A 24,658-nucleotide genomic window follows, 5' to 3' on the forward strand; every position below is an offset into this window, starting at 1 on the left:
CCCGTGGGTTCTGAGGAGAGAAGGAACCCGGAGCGGCAAATGCCTTGGTTGTAAGGGGGTAAGACAAGCGCCTGATGGGGGGGAGACGCTGCCTGCTCCGGGTTTAAACCACCGGGTGTTCCAGATCCGATGGAGCGGGCAGCTGCTGGGGAAACGCTTCAGCCTGCCCGTGCATTAACCAGACTAGCGCAGTTTTCCTGAAACGAACACACGTATTGCGTGTATTTTTTGATAAAATATTAATTTTATAGGCGACGGATTGTCGCACTCGCTATTTTCGGGGAGGCCAAAAACGACAAACCCCCGCGGCAAAGCCTCGGGGGTCGTCAATTTTGCGTCCAGAACTGCGGACCGAAGGGCTCAGAGGAGGCCTTCGCGCTGTGCTTTCTTACGTGCCAGTTTACGGGCACGGCGAATCGCTTCAGCTTTCTCACGCGCTTTTTTCTCGGACGGCTTCTCGAAATGTTGCTTGAGCTTCATTTCGCGGAAGACGCCTTCACGCTGCAGCTTTTTCTTCAGGGCACGAAGCGCCTGATCGACGTTATTGTCGCGAACACTAACCTGCATGTGGTTTTCACCACCTTTCTAAGTTGAGTTGCAAGGATTTGCAGGAGCTGGCCATATAGCAAGGTCGTGCTAGCTTGTCCAGTGCCGGGCAGGGGCGGTGCAGATGCTCCTGTAGCTGTTTGATGCGTCATTGTCGCTGAGCCAAACGGTCCGGGCGTGTCTGTCCGCGCCGCAGGTGATACCCGGTGTCCAGAAGACGCGATTGCGATTAGAGAGAGATGAGATTTCGGAAGGCGATATCATGACGATTGAGGATCACACCGACCCGCGCTCCGTGCCTGAGGCGGGCGACACCATCGAGCGGCTGCTGAATGCCGCATTACTGCATGTGCCCTTTGATGGCTGGAGCGCCTCGACATTCTCTGCAGCTGTGGCGGACGCCGGTGTTGCCCCGGCGCTGGCGGAGGCGTTGTGCCCACGCGGCGCGGTAGATCTGGCGGTTGCCTTTCACAGGCGTGGTGATCAGCTGATGCTTGAGCGATTGGCGCAAGAGGACATGACCGGCCTGCGGTTTCGTGACAAGATCGCACGGGCGGTGCGTCTGCGGCTGGAGGTCGTCGACGATAAGGAAGCCGTGCGCCGTGGCACCACTTTGTTTTCGCTGCCACAATACGCAGGCGATGGTGTTCGGCTGATCTGGGGCACGGTGGATGCGATCTGGACCGCGCTTGGCGATTCTTCGGAGGATATCAACTGGTACACCAAGCGGGGATCGCTTGCGGGCGTCTATTCTTCGACCGTGCTCTATTGGCTGGGAGACGACAGTCTGAACCACCAAGCCAGCTGGGAGTTTCTCGACCGTCGCATCGACAACGTCATGCAGTTCGAGAAACTGAAGGCGCAGATGCAGTCCAACCCGTTGCTGAAACCTCTGTTGGTGGGGCCGAACTGGCTGGCCCAGCAGATAAAGGCGCCGAGCGCGCGCGACGACCTGCCGGGCAGTTGGTCGACCCCGCGGCGCTGATGGGCGCAACGTTCTGGTTGCCTGCGCCAATGCAACGTCTTTGACGGGCAGCCGTCCTTTGCTAGGCAGTGACAACAGCGGAGGAATGCCAATGACCGAGATGATGCAGGCGATTGAGATTCGCGAGCCGGGTGGGCCTGAGGTTTTGCAGGGATGTGCGCGCCCGATGCCGACCCCGGCGCATGGGCAGGTGGTTCTGAAAGTGGCCTATGCAGGCGTCAATCGCCCGGATGCGCTGCAACGCGCGGGCAAATACGCACCTCCCCCGACCGCCAGCGACCTGCCGGGCCTGGAAGCCTCAGGCGAGGTGGTCGCCATTGGCGCCGGGGTCAGCGAGCTGACTGTGGGCGACCGGGTCTGTGCGCTGCTACCCGGCGGCGGCTATGCCGAATATGTCGCGACGCCAGCGGCGCATTGCCTGCCGGTGCCTGAGGGGCTGTCAATGAAGCAGGCGGCCTGCCTGCCGGAGACCTGTTTCACCGTCTGGTCCAACGTCTTTACCCGCGGGGGCCTGCTGGCCGGGGAGCGGTTTCTTGTTCACGGAGGGTCATCCGGTATCGGAACAACTGCGATTCAGCTTGCTTCGCAGCTGGGCGCGCGGGTCTTCACGACCGCCGGATCAGATGAGAAATGTGCGGCGTGCCTGACGCTTGGGGCCGAACGGGCGATCAATTACCGTGATGAGGATTTCGTCGAGGTAATGAAAAGCGAAGGCGGGGCCAATCTGATTCTGGACATGGTGGGCGGCGACTATATTCCGCGCAACGTGCGTGCGCTCGCGGATGATGGCCGCATGGTCCACATCGCGTTTCTGTCAGGTCCGAAGGTGGAGTTGAACTTTGCCCAGGTCATGGCGCGGCGTCTGACGCTGACCGGATCAACACTGCGACCACAGAGCGATCTGGCAAAGGCGCAGATTGCGCGGGATCTGCGCGAGGTGGTCTGGCCACTTATCGAGGCAGGGAAATTCGCGCCGGTGATGGACCAGACCTTTGCCCTGGAAGATGCGGCGGCGGCCCATGCACGGATGGAAAGCTCTGCGCATATCGGCAAGATTGTTCTGGAGGTCGGCGGCGAGGGGTAGGCCCCGCTGCGCGGGCTGATCGTGCTGGCGCGGTTGTCGCCGGCACGTGTCAGGCAACGGCTCGGCGATAGAGATGCCAGGTGGCGTGTCCCAATACCGGGACCACCACGATCATGCCCGCAAACATCGGGATCGCAGCAACCAGCAGCGCAAGCGCGACAATGAGGCCCCAGACCAGCGAGACCCAGAGATTCCGGCGCACCACGCGCAGGGATGTGGCGACAGCGATGGGCAGGCCGACATGCCGGTCCAGCAACAGCGGAAAAGACACAAGGCTGACCGCGAGCGCTGCAAAGGCGAAGATCCCGCCTACGGTGCCGCCGATCACCAGCATTGCCCAGCCGGCACCGGTGGTGAAGATATCCTGGGTAAAGGCCGCCAGAGATGTCGGGGCCTCGGGCCCGAGCGTGCGGTTGTAGATCGCCGCAGCCACCGTCAGCCAGAGGATGCAGAGCGCGGCCAGATATAGGCCCAGCATCAGGATCGACAGGAACGCCGGGGAGCGCAGCACGGCAAAGGCGTCCATCCAGCGCGGTGTGAAACCGGCCTCGCGGCGTGATGACATCTCATAGAGCCCAACGGCGGCGACCGGGCCAACCAGCGCAAATCCGAGGACCAGCGGGAGGATCAACGGCAGGAGGTTCATCGACAGGCTGAGGACAACCAAGGCCACGCCAATCAGCGGGTAGAGAAAGACAAGCGCCATGGCGTCAGACCGGCAGGCCGCGAAATCCTGCCACCCGGCCCGCAGCGCAGCACCGAGGTCTGCCATGTCCAGCTGGAGCACGCGGGGCATCTCGCCTGCCTTATCACTGCCCAGATGGTCCACCGAAGCGGAGAGATGGGAACTGGTCAGGCCAACGGATTTTGCCAGCCAGCTGATGGGGTTTCCGATGGTTCGTGCCATGATTATTCCTCTCGGGTTCGCGCAGTGCGCGGCAGTCCGGTCAAGGGAGGTGAGCACGACAGGTCCGGATCTGAGGTGCTCTCAGAGTGGTGCATATGCTCAGTCTACCATAAAGGCAGCGCAAATTGGGTCACTATGGCGCGAGGGATGCCATTTCCCGGTGCCTCTCCCTGTGCTTCGGCACAGGAGTCGTCTGGCCTTGCGGATCGCAGCGCTAGCGGATCGGCTCGAACACCGCGTTTTTCTGCGTGCAGTCCCGGATCACATCGCGGCCGCAGGGCACGGGTTTCAGGTCGCGGGACAGACAGATGCGGGCTTCCTGGATGTGGCCATCGCGGCAGGTGATGGTCAGCGTGTCGGGCTTCAGATCGGGGTTGTCCTGCAGAAAGGCCTGCTCCACCAGACTGGCGGGTAGGGTCACGGCTTGGGTCAGCCTGCGAAAGGCACGCGGTCGGTTGATCTCTGCGTAGGCCTGCCGGGAGAGGGCGAAATATTCGCGAGCGGACAGGCCACTACAGGTTCCGTGTTTCTTCCACTGATGCCAGGCGAGGCCGGAGGTCCCCATGATGTCGGCCATCTGCTGCGTCTGCTGGCGGGTCGGCGGCGCCTCTGCGGTGCGGCAGTAGCTCGGCCAGCCACGATGGAACTGCGGCCAGAGCCCATGCAGGGTCCAGCCATGATCGTGGCGGGGGTCACATTGCTCGGACCGTTTGGCATCGCCTTCCAGCGCACACCAGTTCGGCGACCAGCTGAGACTGAGGACATAGTAGTCGAACTGCCCGGCAATCTCGCCTTCGGCTGTTGCCTGTCTCGGCGATGTCGCGGCAAAGGCGATGCCCAGTCCGACAGTTGCTACCGCAATAAGGGCTGCCTTCAGGGTCCGTTTGATGCCGCGCATTCGCCTCTTTCCTTATAGAAACATCGCGACTATATAGAATTGAAGTTCCCCGACAACGGAAACCGCCCCAAATCGGGGAAGCCTCTTTCAGGCGACGGGAAAGATGTATCTGGGACAACCGTGTTACTAAGGAGATGAGCGCATGGCAAAACCGTTGATGGCCAAGGCGACCGCCGTGTGGCTGGTGGACAATACCACGATCAGCTTCAAACAGATTGCCGATTTTGTCGGTATGCACGAGCTGGAAATCCAGGGCATCGCTGATGGCGATGTGGCTGCTGGCGTCAAAGGGTTCGACCCGGTTGCCAACAACCAGCTGACGCAGGAAGAGGTGGATAAGGCCGAAAACAACCCGCTGCATAAGCTGAAGTTGAAGTTCAACCCGGCTGCTGCCGGTGAAGAGAAACGCCGTGGACCGCGCTACACGCCGCTGTCCAAGCGTCAGGACCGTCCGGCGTCGATCTACTGGCTGGTGAAGTTCCACCCTGAGCTGTCCGATGGCCAGATTTCCAAGCTGGTGGGCACCACCAAGCCGACCATTCAGGCGATCCGCGAGCGGACCCATTGGAACATTGCCAATATCCAGCCGATCGACCCGGTCGCTCTGGGCCTGTGTAAACAGTCCGAACTGGATGCCGCCGTACAGAAAGCCGCCGCCAAGAAGGCTGCCGAAGGTGGTGTGATGAGCGATGACGAACGTCGCAAGTTGGTGTCGACTGAACAGTCGCTGGAGATGGACGCAGAGCCCCGTATGCCGTCGGCGATTGAGGGTCTGGAGACCTTTACCCTCGGTGGCAGCGACAAGCCGAGCCGCGCCGAAGAAGAGGATGTGGTTGACGCTGACAGCTTCTTCAACCTGCCTGCCGGTGGCGATGACGAGGATGACGAGGACGATACGGATCCCCGTTTCTAAGCCACACGCGCCCCTGCACAGGGGTAACGCAAGATAGAAAAAAGCCACGGGATGCACAGCGTTCCGTGGCTTTTTTGCGTTTCAGGCGCCTTGCCTTCGGGGTGGCTGTGGCGTGGATGCTGGCAGGCCGCTGAGCTGCGGGCAGGCCAATTATTCGACCGTTACAAAAAATTCGCCTTTCGGTGCGGATCGCTGCATTTTTCTGACATTTCTGCCTTGACGCGCGGCCGTGGCTGGCGTACCTCGCACCCCGACGGCGCGGTAGCTCAGTTGGTTAGAGCGAACGACTCATAATCGTTAGGTCGGGAGTTCGAGTCTCCCCCACGCCACCATTTCTCCTTGAAAACAAAGACTCGACCACTGGCATAGTGCCGGGTGACTGCGCGGCGTTTCCGCCTGTGAACATCAGCGTCCAGCCGCTGTGTCTGATCAGATATCGCGTGGGCATGGGGCGTGGCCGTGGGCCGAGGGTGGCACGGGCGTGTCAGATGTCCTTGCGGGCGCGCAGGGCCGCCGTGATGGTGCCTTCGTCGAGGTAATCCAGTTCTCCGCCGATGGGCACGCCCTGCGCAAGAGAGGTGAGTCGAACCCGACCGTTGAGCTGATCGGCAATGTAATGCGCCGTGGTCTGGCCGTCGATCGTGGCGTTGAGCGCCAGAATCACCTCCGTGACGTTCTCGGCCTGAACCCGGTCCACCAGACGGGGAATGCGCAGCTCGTCGGGGCCAACGGCATCCAGCGCCGACAGGGTGCCGCCAAGCACGTGATAGCGCCCTTTGAAGACCGCCGCCCGCTCCATCGCCCAGAGATCCGCGACATCCTCCACCACGCAGAGTTCGCCGTTGGCGCGGGTCATATCCTCGCAGATGGTACAGAGATCGCTGGTGCCGACATTGCCGCAGTTGAGGCATTCACGAGCCGTGGCTGCAACGTCACTCATCGTTTCAGCCAGTGGTGTCAGCAGCAGGGCGCGTTTGCGGATCAGGTGCAAGACCGCCCGGCGGGCAGAGCGCGGCCCCAGCCCCGGCAGTTTGGCCATCAGGGCAATCAGGTCTTCGATATCGGTGGTGGAGTTCTTGATCATGCCTAACGCCCCTATCTGCCCTGCTATATAGGCTGATTGCCCTTGGAAAGCACAAGGGGGCGCAGGCAGTCTGTTCAGGTTTTGTTTTACAGTGCCTGCGGGGCAAAAGAAAAGGCGGCCACAAGGCCGCCTGATCGGGTCTGCATGATGCCGCAGCTTAGAACGGCAGCTTGATATCCTTGGGCAGGCCCATGCTTTCGGTCAGCTTGGCCATTTCGTCCTGCGCCTTCTCGGCTGCCTTCGCCTGGGCATCCTTGATCGCGGCGAGGATCAGGTCTTCGACCACTTCCTTGTCGTCGCCGTTGAAGATCGACGGGTCGATATCCAGCGCCTTCAGATCGCCCTTGGCCGAGGCGGTTGCCTTCACCAGACCTGCGCCTGCTTCGCCGGTGACCATGACATTGTGCAGGTCTTCCTGCATCTGCGCCATTTTGGTTTGCAGTTCCTGTGCCGATTTCATCATCTTGGCCATGTCGCCAAGACCGCCGAGGCCTTTGAGCATCTGTTTTCTCCTAAGTGCGAGGGCGCAGCGCGCCGTAAGTCATCCCGGCACATATCGCAACTGCAAGGCCGATGAACAAGTGGGGTGGCGCCAAGCAATCTTCTGCAAGGTCGTAGGCTACCGCATAATTCAGCGCGTTTTCGTACCGGTCAATCGCAACGACAAAGGCAAGACCGGCCCAGAGCACGGCAGCGATTGCGAAGGTCGGGCGGTTTCGTGTGGTCAGAGCGATGCCCGCAAGGGCAAGCAACGCAAGGGACACGGGCAGGGTGGAGAGGCCTATCAACTCATCCCAGGCGGTGGCCGGACCATCACCCGGTTTCCAAGATAGTCGTTCCTTATCACAGACTTCTGCAATTGCTGCAGCGGGAAACAGCGTCATTAAGCCTGCAAAGCAAGTTACTCTTCTTCGAAGGGATCCCATTCGTCCTCGACCTCTGGCAGGGCGTCTGCTTCGACCTCGGCGGCGAGGTCTTCGGCGGTGCGGATCTTGATGATCCTGGCCTTGGGGAAGCTGTCCAGAACGGCCTGCACGATCGGATGTTGACTGGCCTTGTCGCGCAGGGCGTTTTCCACTGCGTTGTCGCGTTCGGTGATCGTCTCACCGCCGCCTTCGTTTGCGATGGAAATGACCCAGCGTGCCTGCGTCCAGGTCTGCAGCTGCTGGCCAAGGCGTTGTGCCAGATCCTTGGGCGCGTCATCGGTGGGCTGGATGGTGATCCGCCCCGGCTGGTAGGAGACCAGCCTCAGGTAGGTTTTGACATATTCCAGCAGCAGGCCATCCCGGCGGACGCGAATCAGTTCAACGATATGTTCAAAGCTGGGGTATCGGGCCAGCGCCTGATCCATCTGCGGCGCAAGGGCAGTGGCCGGTCCGCCGCCCGTGGCGGAGATGGTCTGCGACATCGTCGGCCCGCTGCCAGGGCCGGGCTGATAGCCGGAGGCTGTCTGACCCGTGTTGTGGCCGGAGTTTTGATTCTGGCCGGTGTTTTGGCCCGCATATTGCCCGGCATGGTGCCCCTGCGCGCCCGCCTGCGGCAGGGGGGCGCCATTGCCGGGGCCAGCTGGTGGCGGCGGGGTGTCCTGAAGCGTGCGCATCAGCTGTTCGGGGGTTGGCAAATCAGCCACATGAGTCAGACGGATCACGGCCATTTCGGCCGCCATCATCGCGTTGGGGGCGGCGGCAACCTCCTCCAGAGCCTTCAGAAGCATCTGCCACATCCGCGTCAGCACCCGCATCGGCAGGGCTTCGGCCATCTGGCCGCCACGGGCGCGCTCATCGGGGCTGACGGTGGGGTCTTCAGCCGCATCAGGCGTGATCTTCACCACAGAAACCCAATGGGTGATCTCCGCCAGATCGCGCAGCACTGCCAACGGGTCTGCGCCCTCGGCATATTGCGCACTGAGTTCCGTCAGTGCCGCCGCCGCATCGCCGCGCAGGATCATGTCCATCAGGTCCAAGACCCGGCCGCGGTCGGCAAGGCCCAGCATGGCGCGGACCTGATCGGCGGTGGTCTCACCCGCGCCATGGGAAATCGCCTGATCCAGGAGCGAGGTCGCATCCCGGGCAGATCCTTCGGCGGCGCGAGTGATGAGCGCCAGCGCGTCGTCGGCAATCTGGGCGCCCTCAGCCGTTGCGATCTTGCGCAGGAGGGCAATCATCACCTCCGGCTCGATCCGGCGCAGGTCAAACCGCTGGCAGCGCGACAGCACGGTGACCGGCACCTTGCGGATCTCGGTGGTGGCGAAGATGAACTTCACATGCGCGGGCGGCTCCTCCAGCGTCTTCAGCAGCGCATTGAAAGCACTGGTCGACAGCATGTGAACTTCGTCGATGATGTAGATCTTGTAGCGGGCCGAGGCGGCGCGGTACTGCACCGAGTCAATGATCTCGCGGATGTCTCCGACACCTGTGCGCGAGGCCGCGTCCATCTCCATCACATCGACATGGCGGCCTTCCATGATCGCCGTGCAATGCTCGCATTTGCCGCAAGGATCGGTGGTGGGGCCGCCCTGGCCATCCTCGCCGATGCAGTTCATGCCCTTGGCGATGATCCGGGCGGTTGTGGTTTTGCCGGTGCCGCGGATGCCTGTCATGATGAAGGCCTGGGCAATGCGATCGGCGGCAAAGGCGTTCTTCAGCGTCCGCACCATGGCGTCCTGACCCACCAGATCGGCAAAGGTCTCGGGCCGGTATTTGCGAGCCAGAACCTGGTATTGACCCGAGGTTTGGTCTGCTGTGTCGCCTGCTGTGTCGCTCATGATGTCTCGTGCCAGATTCGGGGGTCGGTCGTTGATGTCCGGGTAAAGTAGGCAAGCCCGCGCGTGGCGTCCACCGCTGATGGTGGTCGCGGCAGGATAAGGGGTGTGTGCCATCGGGCTTTCAGAAACCATTAGGTGCAGGGCCGACAGATCGCTACATTGGAGGATGTGATCGTCCGGGGGGATTGCTGGCGTAGGATCAGGCGGTGAATTGGCAGTGGGGGCTGACCATGGAGGATGGATCTCAACACGGTGACATCGAAGAGGAGCGGGCCGGGGGCACGCTGATCTTGCACGCGCTTTCGGTGGCGGATGGTATTCTGGCGCTATGCCCGCTGCCCGGTGCAGGGGGCGATTATCGTGGCGATATGGACCACATTCGAGAGTGGCAGCCCGGTTTGGTCATTTCGATGACCACGGAGGAGGAACATGCCGCAGTTGGTGCCGAGACGATCGGGACGGATCTGCAGAGTATCGGCAGCCGATGGATACATTTGCCCGTCCCTGATTTCAGTGCGCCGCCGCCGGAGATCCTGAACCGTTGGCCGGAGGTCAGCCATCTGGCGCGCAAGGCGCTTGTTGGCGGTGGTCGCGTGCTGGTGCATTGCCGGGGTGGCTGTGGCCGGTCTGGCATGGTGGTGCTGCGGCTGATGACGGAATGCGGCGAGCGGCCGGATCTGGCGTTGGCACGGCTACGGGCCATTCGCCCCTGCGCAATCGAGACCGACGCTCAGATGATCTGGGCGTATGGCCCGAGGCGTATTCCCGGCAAAGGCTCCTGACCGCGGCTGTGTGAAACGGGTCGACACAGGGAGATGCTCCCGCCCGGATATGACCTTCGGCAAGGTCATATCCCGTTGGGCGTGGCGCCGCGCAAGCGCGGCGTGCGGTCCTTTCAAAGCGGCGTTCAGCTGACAGCTGCTAGCTGCGGCGGGGTGATTCGGGCCATCTGAGGTGCCAGCGGCACAGCCTGTGCCAAGCCGCAGGGGTAATCCGGCAGCTTGGCAAGGGGGAGGCTGTCAGCCGAGGGCAGAAAGAGGGCATCCGCGAAACGGTCAAGACCGGCCAGATCCGCCTCTTGCGAGACACCACAATAAATGCGGATGCGGTCATGTCTGGCGGCAAATCTCGCCTCGCAGGGCCGGTCGCAGGCGGTCAGCTCGCATGTCCCGGCAATTTCGAAATCCTCGGTTGTGACGGCTTTTGCCTGTCCCATGGCGGCGGCGAGGCGCGCAATCATGCGCTCTGCCGCCGGGCAGGGTTGCCCCAGATGCTGGCAGGTGCTCAGGGAATAGCCATGTGTCGTATCAGTCCAGTTCATTGCGCCCTCCGCGCGAAGGAGGGGATGAACGGTCAGAGCTGGCAGGCCAATCGGCGGACATGCAGACCCTGCCAGGACACCCCGCCCGGTTTCGAGTTTCTCATCAGATGGCAGGTCTCCTGACTCGCGGGTCGCGGCAACTTCGGGGCCTTCCCAACACCGTGGGATCCAACGGGATCCGTGGCATCAGTGGCATGGTCCGAGGTTGCTCACCGCTTACAGTTGCGGGGGCAGTCGCGGCATTGATCCGGTATGTCTACCATCTCGCACCGTGTTCCCTTTTCATCCTGATCGCGTGGCAGCGATGCAGGAACCATCTGCCACAAGGGCTAGCGGCTGGCGGGGCGAGTCGTCAAGCGCTACGTCAGGGGGTGGGGTATTTCTTCGGCGTATTGCCTACCATATCGGGGCGGAGTGGCGCCCCGTGCACTATATATAGCGGCAATGCCAGCGCCGTTTGGTGTGGTGGATCAGCGGCCAAACTGGCAAGAGGCAGCTAACTCTGCCGTGGGCGGCGACTGAATGTCGGGGATGGGGGGAGGTGAGAGGTTGGACATCGACCCAAGCGGGGCTCGTTGTGGCTGCTTCCTTCCGGATCTGACCAGGTTGGCGAGGCGCTTGCCCGCGCCAACCTCTCACTGGTCGATATAGGAGGGCAGATCAGGAATGGCAAGCCCGTCTGACCGCAATAAGGCGCATGGCAGCGGGCGCATTCAGGCGGGGATCAGAGCTTGACACCGATCCGCAAAAATCCGTCGGCGGTTGTGCCGTACAAATTGTGGCGGGCCGGGTCGAGATCGGTGAGATATGTGCGGGCGCCGGGTCCGGTAAAGATCTCGACCTCGGTCGAGGGGTGACTGGACAGTCGCCAAGGGGGCGGCGCTTGTTCCAATGGATCTCGCATCAGGCGCCCGGCGACATAATCGCAAATCACGTCCCTGACCCGCAGGGGGGGCGTCGGCAGGCGGGTCGCGGCCTGGGCCATCGTGAAGTTGCCGCCGCCGCCAATGCGGTAACTGCTTACTGCTACGGCGAAATGTTGGTTCTCTGGTATTGGAGCCCCTTTCCAGCGCAGATTGTGGATTCGGTGATTGCTGGGGTCAATCAGCTCACCATCGCTGGCAAATCTGGCAGGTACGGAGACATCGATGTCGTATTGCAGCCCAAAGATGACATCAAAGTTGTGACCGGCCCGGTCCGTGTCCAACAGCGGGTCTCCAGAGGTGCCCGGCGCGATCTGATTGAAGAGACCCGCCGACATCTCCAGCCAATCGCGCAGCTGGGCACCATTCAGAACCACCGTGCGCAGCTCGTTCGGGAAGGGCTGGATGTCGACGACATGGCGCATGTACATCTGGCCGGCCGGTACATCTGTGTAGTTGGACGGACCTGACCGGGCGCCGAATTTGCCGGGAGCGGTCGCTGAGAGCAGTGGCAGGTTTCCGGCAACGGTATCTCGCAGGGCGGGGCGCACCGCAGCCGCCTGGGCCCAGGCCACCAGCGCGAGGGCCTGATCGCGACCAAGGAAGGTGAAATAAGAGTGCAGCGGTCTGCTGGTGCTGCCGACAGGCTGGGCCATCCGCCTGCGTGTCTCTGCGTGGTCTTCTGCGAGGGCGTCGACCACGACGGGGTCTTCGGCCACCAGGGGAACGAGCATGCCACCCGCGCCGGCGATGGTCTTGCGCCGGGCGATAGGGCGTAATCTGCAGGTGGCTTTGGTCACGGTCCAGCGGCCCGATTGCAGCTGGACGTGCAGGTCGATCACGCCGAGGTGTGAGCCATGGGCACCTGGCATCACCACAGGCGCGGATACGGGGTGGCGCGGATCCGGCAGGGTCAGATGAGTGTGCCCTCCGATGATGGCGTCCAGAACGCCAAGATCTGCAAGCGGGTGGAGTGCGTTCTCAATGCCGTATCCGGTAGTTTGCTCTCCGATACCTGTATGGGCCAGTGCGATGACGATATCGCAGCCCCTGGCGCGCAACGCGTCGGCCTGCCGGGCGGCACATTGCACCATGTCGTCGATGGTGACGCGACCCTGCAGTTGATGCGCGGCCCATTTCAGGGTTTGCATCGGCAGAACCGAGAGCACGCCGATCCTAAGCGGCAGATCCTCCGAACCGGGGAAAACGCGTTCGAGCACTGCGGACTGGCAAAAAGGCAAGGAAGCCTGCGGATCCACCAGCTGCATATTTGAGCAGATGACGGGGCAGGAGATCTGCAGCAAGGCCTGCCTGAGCTGATCCAGGCCGAAATCGAAATCATGGTTGCCGAGCCCGATGGCATCGTAGCCGAGTAGGTCGAACGCGCGGGCAACCGGGGCCGGGCGGGCCTCGCTGAGCTGCATCGGGCGCTCTGCTATCGGGGTGCCGAAGATGCTGTCGCCATTGTCGACAAGCAGTGTCGCGGCGCCTTTGGCAGCGGCTTCCTCGCGCGCCTCAGCGATCAGTGTGGCAACACGAGAGAGCCCCAGGCTTGGGTCGGGGCGATCAGAATAATAGTCGTGACTCAAAAGATTAGCATGCAGATCCGTGGTCGCCAGAATGCGCAGGGATCCGACCTTTTCGTCTTCGGTTTGATCCGATCCTGTCATATTGCGCTTCTTAGCGGTCTCACGGCGAACCCCGGGGTGGCATTGATTGCCAATTTATTAACAAGCCTGTTTGCCTGTTTGAAGCAATCAAATGTGACGCCCGAAAGTCGCTTGTTGCCGAAAATTCTAATCAATCGCGTTGCTTTCCACTTGAGATGCTGCGGAATTACGGTTTTCACCTGTTGCGAGGGGTCAGGATATTTCTAGATCACTGTGGCGCAGAGGAAACAGCTTATCATCTCATAGATGTATTTCTCTGCCAGATTCAGGTGCTGCGACACATCCGTGCGCAGACGTAGCAGCGGGGCAGCGCGATGCGACAGGCGGAACAAGTGACATTTGGTGGCACCGGTCTGGACCGGGCCGCACAGCTCCGGGATGATCCGGCGGCCCTGACAACACGCTGGCAGAGTGAAAATTGCCGTATCCTTTTGATTTGGAGAGGGAAACCGCTGTGTACGCTACCCGAGGCGGGAGTGGAGAGCGGCGCTGTGCCGGATGCTCTGGCCTGGATCGGGTCCGATCATCCCCTAGCGACGGCTGGTGTGGGGCAGGCGGTCTTCCTGGGATCCTGTGCTGCTGGTTTGGCACGGTTCTCGCTTGATATCAGTGGGTGGCAGCCAGACAATCATGACGAGAGCGCGCTGCGCGGCTTTGTCGACAACAGTGAACAGCGGCACCCGGATTTGCCCACTGACACGGGGTTTGTGGAGCTGCGCCGCATCATGGCACAACTCAGTCGCGAGGACGCCGAACTGGCAGCCATGGCACGGGCGGTGTTCGGCTGGCATCACAGCCATGGGTTCTGCGCCTGTTGTGGCGCGAAAAGCAATATGGCGCAGGCTGGCTGGCAGCGGCTTTGTCCCAGTTGCGGTGCGGCCCATTTTCCGCGTACCGACCCGGTGGTCATCATGCTGATCACCCATGGTGATGCCGTTCTGGTTGGTCGCTCGCCGGGGTGGCCGGAGGGGATGTATTCGCTGCTGGCCGGTTTCGTGGAGCCGGGAGAAACGCTGGAAGCAGCCGTGAGACGCGAGACGGAAGAGGAAACAGGGGTGAAGGTCGGCGCCGTCAGCTACCTGTCCAGCCAGCCCTGGCCGTTTCCTATGTCGTTGATGTTCGGCTGTGCGGGCGAGGCTCTGGGGCGGGAGATCACCATCGATCCGAAAGAGATCGAAGCGGCGCGCTGGGTTTCGCGGCAGGAGATGATGACGGTTTTTGAAGGGGGCCATCCTGAAATTCGCAGACCGCGCAACGGCGCAATTGCACATTTCCTTTTGCAGAACTGGCTTGCAGATACACTGGATTGAGACGAATAGTAGAATTCAGCTCAAGACTGCCATTGGATCTTGCAGATCCGCCGTAACGACAGGATGCCCATGGATTTCTCCAGCAAAGAAGACATCGACGCACCTATCGCCGAAGTCTTTCGGTCGATTTCTGATTTCGAGAGCATGGAGCGGATGGCGTTGCGTCGGGGTGTCGATGTGCAGCGCCTGGGAGATGCGCAGCATCCGGAGAACGGGCTGGCCTGGGATATCGAATTTCAGTTCCGCGGAAAGAAGCGCAATCTGCATCTGTCGCTCAGCACCTACGAGCCGGTAACTCAGATGATTCTGAGCGGCACGGGTAGCGGGATGGATGGCACGATGGATATTGAGCTGCTGGCCCTGTCGCCCCAGCGCACCCGGCTTTCCGTGACCCTGACGCTGACACCGAAGACACTGTCAGGGCGTTTGATGGTTCAGTCGCTGAAACTGGCCAAAACCAAACTCAAGCGTGGTTTCAAGAAGCGGGTGTCCGAGTTCGCCAAGCAGACGGAAGAGCGCGTCAATCGTTCAGCCTGAGCGTGGCCCGCGGGCCAACCGGCTGCTGGGTTGGATTCGGGATGACCGATCCGGGGCCGGTAGCTGAGGCCGCCATCGACGCGTTAGCCGCGACGACACCGGTCAGAATCGGTCGTCATTGGCCGGGTAGACACCCAGTATTTCAATGTTGGTGGTGAAATAGGCCAGCTCGTCCATGGCGAGCTGCACATTTGGATCGTCGGGATGACCGTCGATATCTGCATAGAACTGGGTCGCTGTGAAGGACCCGTCGACCATGTAGCTCTCCAGCTTGGTCATGTTGATACCGTTGGTCGCGAATCCGCCCATCGCCTTGTAGAGAGCTGCCGGGATGTTGCGGACCTGAAAGACAAAGCTGGTGATCATGCCGTGGTTGCCACGGCGCTCCAGATTCGGCTCACGCGACATGGTCAGGAAGCGCGTGGTATTGTTGCCATGATCCTCGATATGGCGTGCCAGCACCTCAAGGCCGTAGATCTCTCCGGCCAATTCGCTGGCCAGCGCCGCATGGCTCTTGTCGCCTTGTTCAGCGACATCGCGCGCGGCGCGGGCGTTGTCCGGGCTGACGCGGCCGCGAATGTTGTTTTCGCTGAGGAAACGCGCACATTGCGGGAGCAGCACCAGATGCGAATGAGCGTCCTTGATATCCTCAAGCCGCGCACCAGGAACGCCAAGAAGATTGATATGCACCCGCACAAAGGCCTCATCAATGATGTGCAAACCGCTGTGGGGCAGCAGGCGGTGGATATCCGCAACGCGCCCGTAGGTGGAGTTCTCCACCGGCAGCATCGCCAATTCGGCTTCGCCGTTGCGGACAGCGTCAATGGCATCCTCGAAGTTGCGACAAGGCAGCACGTCCATGTCGGGGCGCTCCTTGCGGCAGGCTTCGTGGCTGTAGGAGCCAAGCTCCCCCTGAATGGCAATTCTATGGGTCATAACTGCGACATCCGTGCAAAACTTCAAAAACGGGCGTTTCGTCGCGCTGTCTATACCTTGCCACTTGAGAGGGGAAGCCTTAGACACCCTCCCAGACAGCTGAAATGGACTCGCGATCATGTTTGACACGATGACCCTTACCAAAGCGACCGCAGGCTTTTGCGGCGCTTTCCTCGTGCTCCTGCTAGGCAAATGGGCCGCAGAGGGGCTCTATCACACCGAAGCTCATGGCGAGGCTTCCTATGTGATCGAAGTGGAAGAGGCAGGTGCGGAAGAAGTAGTTGAAGTCGTCGACTTCGGCGAACTGATGGCCGCAGCAGATGTTGGCAAAGGTGCCAATGTCTTCAAGAAATGCTCCGCCTGCCACAAACTCGAAGCTGGTGCCAATAGCACCGGTCCTTACCTCTACGGAGTCGTTGGTCGCCCGATTGCTGCCGCAGATGGCTTTGGCTATTCCGCGTCGCTGGCGGGGATGGGCGGCGAATGGACAGCTGAAGAGCTCGATGCCTTCCTGACCAAGCCATCGCAATATGCGCCGGGCACCACCATGAGCTTCAGTGGCCTGAAAAAACAGAGCGATCGGGTGAACCTGATTGCCTATCTGGACAGCCTCGACAACTGATTTCAGTTGCTTTTGCCCATGATCAAAAGACCGCGCCAGTTGGTGCGGTCTTTTTGCTTTCGGGGTGTGCTGGCGCGGATTTGATGTCTAGGCAGGCGGGTTCATGCCCTGACATCGGTTGACACACGGGAAATTCAGCCAATCTGAACTTGAATGTAGGGGGTCGGCCCGCTTAGCTTTGGGACAGCGAATGATCCTGGCAGCGAAGGCCGGACAATGGAGGTATTGGCAGATGAAGACGCCCACCACACCGCGTCGTGCCGTTTTGGCCCGAGCGATTGATCCGCAACCGCTTTTTCGGGCCGTGATGACAGGGTTTGCCGCATTTGCGATGCTGGCACTGGCCGTCACCCTGGGACATGCCGAAGACAAGGTAATCAAAAGCCACGGGTTCACCGAATTTGGAGAGTTGAAATATGCCGAAGGCTTTGAACACTTCGACTACGTCAATCCGAAGGCGCCCAAAGGGGGCGAACTGTCTCTGTCGGCGGTGGGCACCTTTGACAGCATGAACCCCTATACCCGCAAGGGTCGGGGCGGCGCGATGTCGGCGGACCATTTTGAATCGCTGATGATTGGATCCTATGACGAGCCGGGATCCTACTATGGGCTGCTGGCCGAAAGCCTTGAGTATCCAGAAAGCCAGGATTGGGTGATTTTCAACATGCGCCCCGAAGCGCGGTTTTCGGATGGAACCCCTGTCACAGCTGAGGATGTGGTGTTTTCCCACAATCTGCTGCTGGAGCAGGGATTGCAGTCCTATGCGGAGGCGGTGAAGAAACGCATCCCCAAGGCCGAGGTTCTTGGCCCGCATCGGGTGAAATTCTACTTTTCGCCGGATTTCCCGCGCCGGGCGATGATCACGCAGGTCGGCGGCACCTCGGTGTTCTCCAAGGCATGGTTCGAGGCAGACCCGGAGAACCGCCGCCTGGATGAGCCGCGTCTGGATCCTGGCATCGGATCAGGTCCCTATGTGGTGGAAACGGTCGATGTGAACCAGCGCATCATCTACAAACGCAACCCCGACTATTGGGGTAACGACGTCAACGTGAACGTCGGGCGTCACAACTATGACCGCATCCGCATCGAGTATTTTGGCGACAGCGTGGCCGCGATGGAAGGGTTCAAGGCAGGCATTTACACCATGCGGCCAGAAAACAGCTCCAAGAGCTGGGCAACGTCGTATGAGTTCGATGCGGTCAAGGAGGGGGATGTGGTGAAGGGGGAATTCCCGGATGGCAATGTCCCGGCCGCCAGTGGGTTTGTGATGAACCTCCTGCGCCCTAAATTCCAAGATCCGCGCGTGCGTGAGGCGGTTCAGCTTGGCTATAATTTCGAATGGACCAATGACAGCCTGCAGTATGGGCTGTTCGCGCAGCGCCATTCCTTCTGGCAAGACACAGGGCTGGAAGCCAAGGGCCTCCCCGAGGGGCGCGAACTGGAGGTGCTGAAGGATCTGGGCGATCTCATTGATCCAGCGCTGCTGACCAGCGAACCGGTGATGGCTCATAGCTCCAACCCGGATCGTCCGGCGGATCGGCGTAACCTGCGTCGGGCCATGAAGCTGCTGGATGAGGCGGGATGGACTGTTGGCAACGACGGTCTGCGTCGCAACGCCGAAGGAGAGCTGCTGAAGCTGGAATTCCTGATCGATTCGCCGACGATCGAACGGATCGTGCAGCCCTATATCGCCAATCTGCGCCAGATAGGGATCGACGCGATTTCCAACCGGGTCGATTTTGCGCAATATACCAGCCGCCGTCGTGAAAAAGACTTCGACATGATCACCTACGCCTACCCGAAATATCTGCAACCTTCGACCGGGCTCTATCAGCAGTTTGGGTCTGACGCGCACGAGTTTTCGGTGTTCAACCCGGCTGGAATGGCGGATCCAGCAGTTGATACGCTGATCGGCGCGATCGTGAAGGCAGAAGAACAGGAAGAACTATATGCCAATGTGCGTGCCCTAGATCGCGTCCTGCGCGCCAAGCGGTTCATGGTGCCGACCTGGTATCTGGATGTGAACTGGGTGGCCTATTGGAATTTCTATGAGCAGCCAGAGACCCTGCCGCTGTTCGATCTGGGGCTGAGTGATGTCTGGTGGGTCAACGCCGAGAAAGAAGCGGCATTGAAATCCTCCGGCGCGTTGAGGTAAGCGCCTGACATGGCAGCCTATATCCTTAGACGTTTTCTTCTGGTGATCCCGACCCTGTTCGGGATCCTCGTCATCAATTTTGCTCTGGTGCAATTTGTGCCGGGGGGGCCGGTTGAGCAGATGATCGCTCAGCTGGAAGGCGGCGGTGACGTCTTTGAAGGCTTCGCCGGGGGCGGCGGGGATGCGGGCAGTGAGGCCGTTGCCGCCAATGACAACTACGCTGGCCGACAGGGGCTGCCGCCGGAGCTGATCGCAGAGCTGGAACGGCAGTATGGCCTGGACAAGCCGCCGTTGGAGCGGTTCCTCCTGATGGTCGGCAACTACATGCGCTTTGACTTTGGGGAGAGCTACTTTCGCAAGATTGATGTGATGGATCTGGTGCTGGAGAAAATGCCGGTGTCGATCTCCCTGGGGCTCTGGTCGACGCTGATCGCCTATCTGATTTCGATCCCGCTGGGCATCCGCAAGGCGTTGCGCGATGGCAGCCGGTTTGACACCTGGACCAGCGGTCTGATCATCGCAGCCTATGCGATCCCCGGCTTTCTGTTTGCGATTCTGCTGCTGGTGCTGTTTGCCGGCGGCTCTTACTGGCAGATCTTTCCACTGCGGGGGCTGACCTCCGACAATTGGGAGAGTCTCAGCCTGTTTGGCAAGGTGGCGGATTATTTCTGGCACATCACGCTGCCGGTAGTCGCCTCGACCATATCCGCCTTCGCCACGCTGACGCTGCTGACGAAGAACTCCTTTCTGGATGAGATCAAGAAGCAATATGTCATGACGGCACGGGCCAAGGGGCTGAGCGAGCGGCGCGTGCTCTACGGCCATGTCTTCCGCAACGCGATGCTGATCGTAATCGCGGGTTTTCCAGCAGTCTTCATCGGTGTGTTCTTCTCCGGCAGCCTGATCATCGAAACGATCTTCTCGCTCGATGGTCTGGGGCGGCTGGGGTTCGAGGCGGCCGTGGCGCGCGACTATCCGGTGATCTTTGGCACGCTGTTCATCTTTGGTTTGATGAGCCTTGTTGTCGGCATTATCTCCGACCTCATGTATGTGATCGTCGATCCGCGTATCGACTTTGAAAAGAGAGAGGGCTGACAGATGGCTTTGTCTCCGCTCAACCAGCGCCGCTGGAACAATTTCTGCCGCAATCGCCGGGCTTTCTGGTCGCTGTGGATCTTCTCGGTCCTGTTTGGCATTTCGCTCTTTGCCGAGTTCATCGCCAACGACAAACCGATGCTGGTCAACTACCGTGGTTCATATTTTACCCCGGTGTTCAATTTCTACCCGGAGACAGTCTTTGGTGGCGATTTCCAGACCGAGGCGGCGTATCGCGACCCTGAGGTTCGGTGTCTGATTGCCTCCGGCGGGATCGAAGACTGCTTTGACGACCCCGAAACTATTCTGGAAGAGATCGAGGCCGGTACATTTTCAGCAGACGGGTTCGTAGAAGGATGGGCCATCTGGCCGTTGATTCCCTATTCGTTTAACACCACGGTCGACCGGCCCGGTGCGGCACCGCTGCCACCGAATGGAGAGAACCTGCTGGGCACCGATGACACCAAACGGGATGTGCTGGCGCGGGTCATTCATGGTTTCCGTCTGTCGATCCTGTTTACCCTGATGGTCACCGGTGCAGCAACATTGGTCGGTATTGCTGCGGGTGCGGTTCAGGGGTTCTTTGGCGGATGGCTGGACCTGATCTTTCAGCGCGTGATCGAGATCTGGGGATCCATCCCGCAGCTCTATGTCATTATCATCATGTTTGCGATCCTTGGGCGCAGCTTCTGGTTGTTGGTGGTGCTGATGATCCTGTTCAGCTGGACCGCCCTTGTGAGCGTGGTGCGGGCCGAGTTCCTGCGCGCGCGAAATCTGGAATACGTCCGCGCTGCCAAGGCGCTCGGGGTCGGGAATATGACCATCATGTTCCGCCATATGCTGCCCAATGCGATGGTGGCGACGCTGACGTTTCTGCCTTTCATCGTGACGGGCACAATTGGCACGCTTGCAGGGCTGGACTTCCTCGGCTTTGGCCTGCCGTCCTCGGCGCCCTCGCTGGGCGAGCTGACCTTGCAGGCAAAACAGAACCTGGAGGCGCCCTGGCTTGCTTTCACCGCGTTTTTCACCTTTGCCATCATGCTGTCGCTGCTGGTCTTCATCTTTGAAGGGGTGCGCGATGCCTTTGACCCGAGAAAGACCTTCTCATGACCGGTTCAGGCTCTAATCCGCAGAATAGAGGCGTCGCGGCCTCCTGTTCGCCGCCGTGCGATGGTGCGACCCGCAAATGCTCCAACCCATGGGCAATCCGATGACAACACGCGATCAAACTGCGCCGCTATTAAACGTCGAGAACCTGCGCGTGTCTTTCCGCCAGGATGGAAAGGTGACCGAGGCCGTGCGCGGTGTGTCCTTCTCTGTTGGTCGCGGCGAAACAGTCGCGCTGGTGGGGGAGAGCGGGTCCGGGAAGTCGGTGACTGCGCTGTCCACCGTGTCATTGCTGGGGGACAGCGCCACTGTCAGCGGGTCTGTCACCTACGACGGACAGGAAATGGTCGGCGCCAGTGACCGCCGCCTTCGGCAGGTGCGCGGCAACGATATCAGCTTCATCTTTCAGGAGCCGATGACCTCGCTCAACCCGCTGCACACGATCGAGAAACAGCTGGCCGAGTCGCTGGCACTGCATCAGGGGCTGGCGGGCGCTGCGGCGCGGAACCGGATTTTGGACCTGCTGAACCGGGTTGGTATCCGCGACGCTGAAACCCGTCTCGATGCCTATCCGCATCAATTGTCGGGTGGTCAGCGCCAGCGGGTGATGATCGCGATGGCCTTGGCCAACCAGCCCGATATCCTGATCGCGGATGAACCCACCACCGCACTGGATGTCACGATCCAAGCCCAGATCCTTGAACTGCTCGGGGACCTGAAGGCCAGCGAGGGCATGGGGCTGCTGTTCATTACCCACGACCTGAGCATAGTGCGCCGGATCGCGGATCGTGTCTGTGTCATGCAGGCCGGAGTAATTGTCGAGACTGGACCGACAGCTGAGATTTTCGCCAATCCGCAGCATCCCTATACCCGCAAACTGCTGGATGCCGAACCCACAGGCCAGCCGGAGCCGGTGCCTCAGGCTGCTGAAGAGTTGGTTCGGACCGAGGATCTGAAGGTCTGGTTCCCCATCCAGAAAGGCTTGCTGAAACGTACCGTCGGCCATGTGAAGGCTGTGAACCCGACATCGCTTTCGGTGCGGGCGGGCGAAACGCTGGGCATCGTCGGCGAAAGCGGCAGCGGCAAGACAACGCTGGCTCTTGCCATCATGCGGCTGATTGCGTCGGACGGGCGTGTGGAGTTCCAGGGACAGGATCTGCGCCAGTGGTCTACGAGGGATCTGCGGCGGCTGCGTGCCGATATGCAGATCGTGTTTCAGGATCCTTTTGGCTCGCTCAGCCCGCGTATGACCTGCGCGCAGATCATTGCCGAAGGTCTGGCAATCCACAATGTCGATCAGGATCGGGATCCTCGGGATCTGGTGGCTGAGGTCATGACGGAGGTTGGTCTCGATCCGGCCTTTATGGATCGTTATCCGCATGAGTTCTCCGGCGGCCAGCGGCAGCGGATCGCCATTGCGCGAGCCATGGTGCTGCGGCCGAAACTGGTCGTGCTGGACGAACCCACATCGGCGCTGGACATGACGGTACAGGTTCAGATCGTCAACCTGCTGCGCGACCTGCAAAGGCGCTACGGGCTGGCCTATCTGTTCATCTCCCATGACCTGAACGTCGTGCGCGCGATGTCGCACAAGATGATCGTGATGAAGCAGGGCGATGTGGTGGAGGCGGGATCCGCTGCGGAACTCTTTGCCAACCCGTCGGATCCTTATACGCGGCAGTTGCTCGCTGCGGCTGGATGAGGGCTTGTTTCGGCGGAAAGGCCGGATCCTGAGCTTTGGTTCCGATGGCATGGGTGTCGCGACAGTTTGGCAGATCCGGCTTGCTGAAACGGCTGAGGCTGTCGCCGGCGCCTAACCTGCTGAGATAGCTAACAAGACTGCCCTGCACGGGTTATGTGGTGGGGCGGCCGTCCGGTGGGTTGGCACATCATGCCAACAAACGCGGCGTCGCCAATTGTGATTTGCGCGGCACATGTTTAAGTTGGTGGTTGCAGGTTGGCTTTGGCCTTGGCGCAGATCAAATCGGATCAATCATGAACGCTCCTACAATTCACAATGTGAACTGCGGCGATTGCCCCATTCGTCACCGCGCTGTTTGTGCGCGCTGTGATGCGGATGAATTGGAAGTCCTGGATTCGATCAAATACTACCGTACATATGAGGCCGGTCAGCCGATCACCTGGTCCGGCGACCGGATGGATTTCGTAGGGTCGGTTGTGTCCGGCATTGCGACCCTGACGCAGACGATGGAAGATGGCCGCACCCAGATGGTCGGCCTGCTCTTGCCCAGCGATTTTGTCGGGCGACCGGGGCGCGATACGGCTGCCTATAATGTCGTGGCGACATCCACGGTGGTCATGTGCTGTTTTCGCAAGAAACCGTTTGAGGACATGATGTCCCAGACGCCGCATGTGGCGCATCGGTTGCTTGAGATGACGCTGGACGAACTGGACGCGGCGCGGGAATGGATGCTGGTTCTGGGACGCAAGACAGCGCGCGAAAAAATCGCCAGCCTTCTGTCCATTCTGGCCCGGCGCGATGCGTCCCTACAGCGCCACAAGGACAGCAATCGGCGGGTATTCGATCTGCCGCTCACCCGGGAAGCAATGGCTGACTATCTGGGGCTGACGCTGGAGACAGTCAGCCGACAGGTCTCAGCGCTGCGTAGGGATGGTGTCATTGAACTGGAAGGCAAACGGCGTGTGACCGTGCCCGACATGGGCCGCCTGATGGAAGAAGCCGGCGACGACAGCGACGGGGGCTGTCTGATCTGACTTTCCGATAGAGCGCATGAGCAAGGGGCCAGCAACCGCGGCCCCTTCTTTTTTGGACCGCAGCTAATGCGCCATCAGAACCGGGACTTTGGCCTTCTCAAGCATGTTGCGGGTCGCACCGCCCAGGATTGCCTCGCGGAACCGGGAATGGCCGTAGGCGCCCATTACGATCAAATCGGCAGCCGTATCCACGGCGTGGCGGTTCAGCACATCGGAGACCCGGGTCATTGTTTTGCTCAGTACGTCGATCTCACATTTGACCCCGTGGCGTGACAGCATCTGGCAGAGCATTCCGCCTGGATCGGAACGTTCTGGACCGTGCTGCGGCGGATCAATCACCACCACACGCACCACATCCGCTGCCTGAAGCATCGGCAGCGCCTTGCGAATGGCGGTCATCGCTTCGATGCTTTCGTTCCAGGCAACCAGAACGGTTTTGGGTTGGTCGGGTAGTGGGCAGTCATCGGGAACCACCAGTACCGGCGCGCGGCCTTCGAATAGGGCGGCCTCGACGATGGCCTCCGCTTCGGCGGGGCGATCCTTGCCATAGGGCTGGCCCAAAACGACAAGATCAGAGAACCGCGCCATTCGTGCAACATGACGGCCGATATCGGCCATTTGCGCGACACCGGTCTCGACGTTGAAAGTCACGGCGGATCGCGTCAGCCGCTCGGTGGCGGCGGTTTCGATCTCGGCGACCTCCTCCTTGGCGCGGGCAAGGGTCTCCTGCAGTACCATCGCGTTGGCACCGGCGTAGTAGTACCCGGTCTGGGTGCGATCCACCCCCAGGCACAGGGCATCCAGATGGCCGTCGCTCAGGCGGGTCAGCGAGATGGATTGCTCCAGCTGGGCTCCGGTGTTTGCGGGTGTGGTAAGCACAGTCAGTAGTGTTTTGTAGGACATATTAACCTCACATGAGTACGAGCGACCGCAACAAACTTGTGGTTGTGCCGCGTGTTGCGCCATTGTGAAGGTGCTTCTCACATTCTGCGGCAAACCGTCTTGATACAGATCAAGGCGTTGTCCGGCGCAGTTTTGCATTTAAGGCTCAGAAAAAATCTGTCT

23 protein-coding genes, 1 tRNA gene, 1 other RNA gene and 1 riboswitch are annotated in these 24,658 nt (G+C 60.6%); of the genes, 13 read left to right on the forward strand and 12 right to left on the reverse strand.

Annotated features, from left to right (window positions below):
* Positions 1 to 360: 360 nt before the first annotated feature.
* On the reverse strand, positions 361 to 567 hold the full coding sequence (rpsU, locus tag VWY60_RS15845; RefSeq protein ID WP_005614280.1) for a 30S ribosomal protein S21: 207 nt from the start codon (positions 565 to 567) through the stop codon (positions 361 to 363).
* 241 nt (positions 568 to 808) lie between these two features.
* On the opposite strand from rpsU, the gene VWY60_RS15850 reads away from it, so the two are divergent.
* Positions 809 to 1,531: a COQ9 family protein gene (locus VWY60_RS15850; protein WP_340546698.1), complete on the forward strand. Its 723-nt coding sequence runs from the start codon at positions 809 to 811 to the stop codon at positions 1,529 to 1,531.
* 91 nt (positions 1,532 to 1,622) lie between these two features.
* The gene (locus VWY60_RS15855) at positions 1,623 to 2,615 is read left to right on the forward strand and encodes an NAD(P)H-quinone oxidoreductase (RefSeq protein WP_416541109.1); all 993 of its coding nucleotides are present in this window, start codon (positions 1,623 to 1,625) and stop codon (positions 2,613 to 2,615) included.
* A 49-nt stretch (positions 2,616 to 2,664) separates the two neighbouring features.
* On the opposite strand, the gene VWY60_RS15860 is transcribed toward VWY60_RS15855, so the two are convergent.
* Both VWY60_RS15860 and VWY60_RS15865 read right to left on the reverse strand, forming a co-directional pair.
* Positions 2,665 to 3,522 carry a DUF2189 domain-containing protein gene (locus VWY60_RS15860; protein ID WP_340546700.1) on the reverse strand — a complete coding sequence of 286 codons (858 nt, stop codon included), beginning with the start codon at positions 3,520 to 3,522 and terminating at the stop codon, positions 2,665 to 2,667.
* A gap of 214 nt (positions 3,523 to 3,736) precedes the next feature.
* Positions 3,737 to 4,420, reverse strand: a complete 684-nt coding sequence (locus tag VWY60_RS15865; protein ID WP_416541110.1) for a ribonuclease T2 family protein — start codon at positions 4,418 to 4,420, stop codon at positions 3,737 to 3,739.
* A 142-nt stretch (positions 4,421 to 4,562) separates the two neighbouring features.
* Between VWY60_RS15865 and VWY60_RS15870 the strand changes: the two genes are divergently transcribed.
* The gene (locus VWY60_RS15870) at positions 4,563 to 5,333 is read left to right on the forward strand and encodes a DUF1013 domain-containing protein (RefSeq protein ID WP_340546702.1); all 771 of its coding nucleotides are present in this window, start codon (positions 4,563 to 4,565) and stop codon (positions 5,331 to 5,333) included.
* Between the two features lie 255 nt (positions 5,334 to 5,588).
* A tRNA-Met gene (locus tag VWY60_RS15875) sits at positions 5,589 to 5,665 on the forward strand.
* 152 nt (positions 5,666 to 5,817) lie between these two features.
* Here the strand turns inward: VWY60_RS15875 and recR are convergent.
* The 4 genes from recR to VWY60_RS15895 all read right to left on the reverse strand — a co-directional run bounded on the left by recR (position 5,818) and on the right by VWY60_RS15895 (position 9,181).
* Positions 5,818 to 6,417 carry a recombination mediator RecR gene (gene recR, locus VWY60_RS15880; protein WP_416534616.1) on the reverse strand — a complete coding sequence of 200 codons (600 nt, stop codon included), beginning with the start codon at positions 6,415 to 6,417 and terminating at the stop codon, positions 5,818 to 5,820.
* Between the two features lie 157 nt (positions 6,418 to 6,574).
* Positions 6,575 to 6,919 (reverse strand): YbaB/EbfC family nucleoid-associated protein, encoded by a 345-nt coding sequence (locus tag VWY60_RS15885; RefSeq protein WP_019298230.1) that lies wholly within the window; start codon positions 6,917 to 6,919, stop codon positions 6,575 to 6,577.
* Positions 6,920 to 6,929: 10 nt separating this feature from the next.
* Complete coding sequence (locus VWY60_RS15890) at positions 6,930 to 7,301, reverse strand: hypothetical protein (RefSeq protein WP_260082097.1); 372 nt, start codon at positions 7,299 to 7,301, stop codon at positions 6,930 to 6,932.
* 17 nt (positions 7,302 to 7,318) lie between these two features.
* The gene (locus tag VWY60_RS15895; protein ID WP_416541111.1) at positions 7,319 to 9,181 is read right to left on the reverse strand and encodes a DNA polymerase III subunit gamma/tau; all 1,863 of its coding nucleotides are present in this window, start codon (positions 9,179 to 9,181) and stop codon (positions 7,319 to 7,321) included.
* 230 nt (positions 9,182 to 9,411) lie between these two features.
* On the opposite strand from VWY60_RS15895, the gene VWY60_RS15900 reads away from it, so the two are divergent.
* Positions 9,412 to 9,963 carry a protein-tyrosine phosphatase family protein gene (locus tag VWY60_RS15900; protein ID WP_416541228.1) on the forward strand — a complete coding sequence of 184 codons (552 nt, stop codon included), beginning with the start codon at positions 9,412 to 9,414 and terminating at the stop codon, positions 9,961 to 9,963.
* A 125-nt stretch (positions 9,964 to 10,088) separates the two neighbouring features.
* On the opposite strand, the gene VWY60_RS15905 is transcribed toward VWY60_RS15900, so the two are convergent.
* The 3 genes from VWY60_RS15905 to VWY60_RS15915 all read right to left on the reverse strand — a co-directional run bounded on the left by VWY60_RS15905 (position 10,089) and on the right by VWY60_RS15915 (position 13,095).
* The gene (locus tag VWY60_RS15905; protein ID WP_416541112.1) at positions 10,089 to 10,502 is read right to left on the reverse strand and encodes a hypothetical protein; all 414 of its coding nucleotides are present in this window, start codon (positions 10,500 to 10,502) and stop codon (positions 10,089 to 10,091) included.
* A 91-nt stretch (positions 10,503 to 10,593) separates the two neighbouring features.
* Positions 10,594 to 10,835: riboswitch (cobalamin riboswitch) on the reverse strand.
* Positions 10,836 to 11,041: 206 nt separating this feature from the next.
* Positions 11,042 to 11,140, reverse strand: an RNA gene (gene ffs, locus VWY60_RS15910) — signal recognition particle sRNA small type.
* A gap of 86 nt (positions 11,141 to 11,226) precedes the next feature.
* Complete coding sequence (locus tag VWY60_RS15915; protein ID WP_416541113.1) at positions 11,227 to 13,095, reverse strand: 5'-nucleotidase C-terminal domain-containing protein; 1,869 nt, start codon at positions 13,093 to 13,095, stop codon at positions 11,227 to 11,229.
* A gap of 314 nt (positions 13,096 to 13,409) precedes the next feature.
* Between VWY60_RS15915 and nudC the strand changes: the two genes are divergently transcribed.
* Together nudC and VWY60_RS15925 are read left to right on the forward strand one after the other, a co-directional pair.
* On the forward strand, positions 13,410 to 14,405 hold the full coding sequence (nudC, locus tag VWY60_RS15920; RefSeq protein WP_416541114.1) for an NAD(+) diphosphatase: 996 nt from the start codon (positions 13,410 to 13,412) through the stop codon (positions 14,403 to 14,405).
* A 69-nt stretch (positions 14,406 to 14,474) separates the two neighbouring features.
* Positions 14,475 to 14,942, forward strand: a complete 468-nt coding sequence (locus VWY60_RS15925; protein ID WP_340546709.1) for an SRPBCC family protein — start codon at positions 14,475 to 14,477, stop codon at positions 14,940 to 14,942.
* Positions 14,943 to 15,044: 102 nt separating this feature from the next.
* On the opposite strand, the gene VWY60_RS15930 is transcribed toward VWY60_RS15925, so the two are convergent.
* Positions 15,045 to 15,878 carry a prephenate dehydratase gene (locus tag VWY60_RS15930; RefSeq protein ID WP_340546710.1) on the reverse strand — a complete coding sequence of 278 codons (834 nt, stop codon included), beginning with the start codon at positions 15,876 to 15,878 and terminating at the stop codon, positions 15,045 to 15,047.
* Positions 15,879 to 15,996: 118 nt separating this feature from the next.
* Between VWY60_RS15930 and VWY60_RS15935 the strand changes: the two genes are divergently transcribed.
* The 6 genes from VWY60_RS15935 to fnrL all read left to right on the forward strand — a co-directional run bounded on the left by VWY60_RS15935 (position 15,997) and on the right by fnrL (position 23,593).
* Positions 15,997 to 16,500: a c-type cytochrome gene (locus VWY60_RS15935; RefSeq protein WP_340546711.1), complete on the forward strand. Its 504-nt coding sequence runs from the start codon at positions 15,997 to 15,999 to the stop codon at positions 16,498 to 16,500.
* Between the two features lie 232 nt (positions 16,501 to 16,732).
* The gene (locus VWY60_RS15940; RefSeq protein ID WP_416541115.1) at positions 16,733 to 18,655 is read left to right on the forward strand and encodes an extracellular solute-binding protein; all 1,923 of its coding nucleotides are present in this window, start codon (positions 16,733 to 16,735) and stop codon (positions 18,653 to 18,655) included.
* Positions 18,656 to 18,664: 9 nt separating this feature from the next.
* Positions 18,665 to 19,750 (forward strand): microcin C ABC transporter permease YejB, encoded by a 1,086-nt coding sequence (locus VWY60_RS15945; protein ID WP_340546713.1) that lies wholly within the window; start codon positions 18,665 to 18,667, stop codon positions 19,748 to 19,750.
* Positions 19,751 to 19,753: 3 nt separating this feature from the next.
* Positions 19,754 to 20,860: an ABC transporter permease gene (locus VWY60_RS15950; protein WP_340546714.1), complete on the forward strand. Its 1,107-nt coding sequence runs from the start codon at positions 19,754 to 19,756 to the stop codon at positions 20,858 to 20,860.
* Positions 20,861 to 20,948: 88 nt separating this feature from the next.
* Positions 20,949 to 22,559: an ABC transporter ATP-binding protein gene (locus VWY60_RS15955; protein ID WP_416541229.1), complete on the forward strand. Its 1,611-nt coding sequence runs from the start codon at positions 20,949 to 20,951 to the stop codon at positions 22,557 to 22,559.
* A 293-nt stretch (positions 22,560 to 22,852) separates the two neighbouring features.
* On the forward strand, positions 22,853 to 23,593 hold the full coding sequence (fnrL, locus tag VWY60_RS15960; RefSeq protein ID WP_416541116.1) for a transcriptional regulator FnrL: 741 nt from the start codon (positions 22,853 to 22,855) through the stop codon (positions 23,591 to 23,593).
* A 63-nt stretch (positions 23,594 to 23,656) separates the two neighbouring features.
* On the opposite strand, the gene VWY60_RS15965 is transcribed toward fnrL, so the two are convergent.
* Positions 23,657 to 24,496: a universal stress protein gene (locus tag VWY60_RS15965; protein ID WP_340546716.1), complete on the reverse strand. Its 840-nt coding sequence runs from the start codon at positions 24,494 to 24,496 to the stop codon at positions 23,657 to 23,659.
* Positions 24,497 to 24,658 lie beyond the last annotated feature (162 nt).

The organism is Phaeobacter sp. JH20_26 (assembly GCF_048056275.1).
GTDB classification, from domain to species: Bacteria; Pseudomonadota; Alphaproteobacteria; order Rhodobacterales; family Rhodobacteraceae; genus Phaeobacter; species Phaeobacter bryozoorum.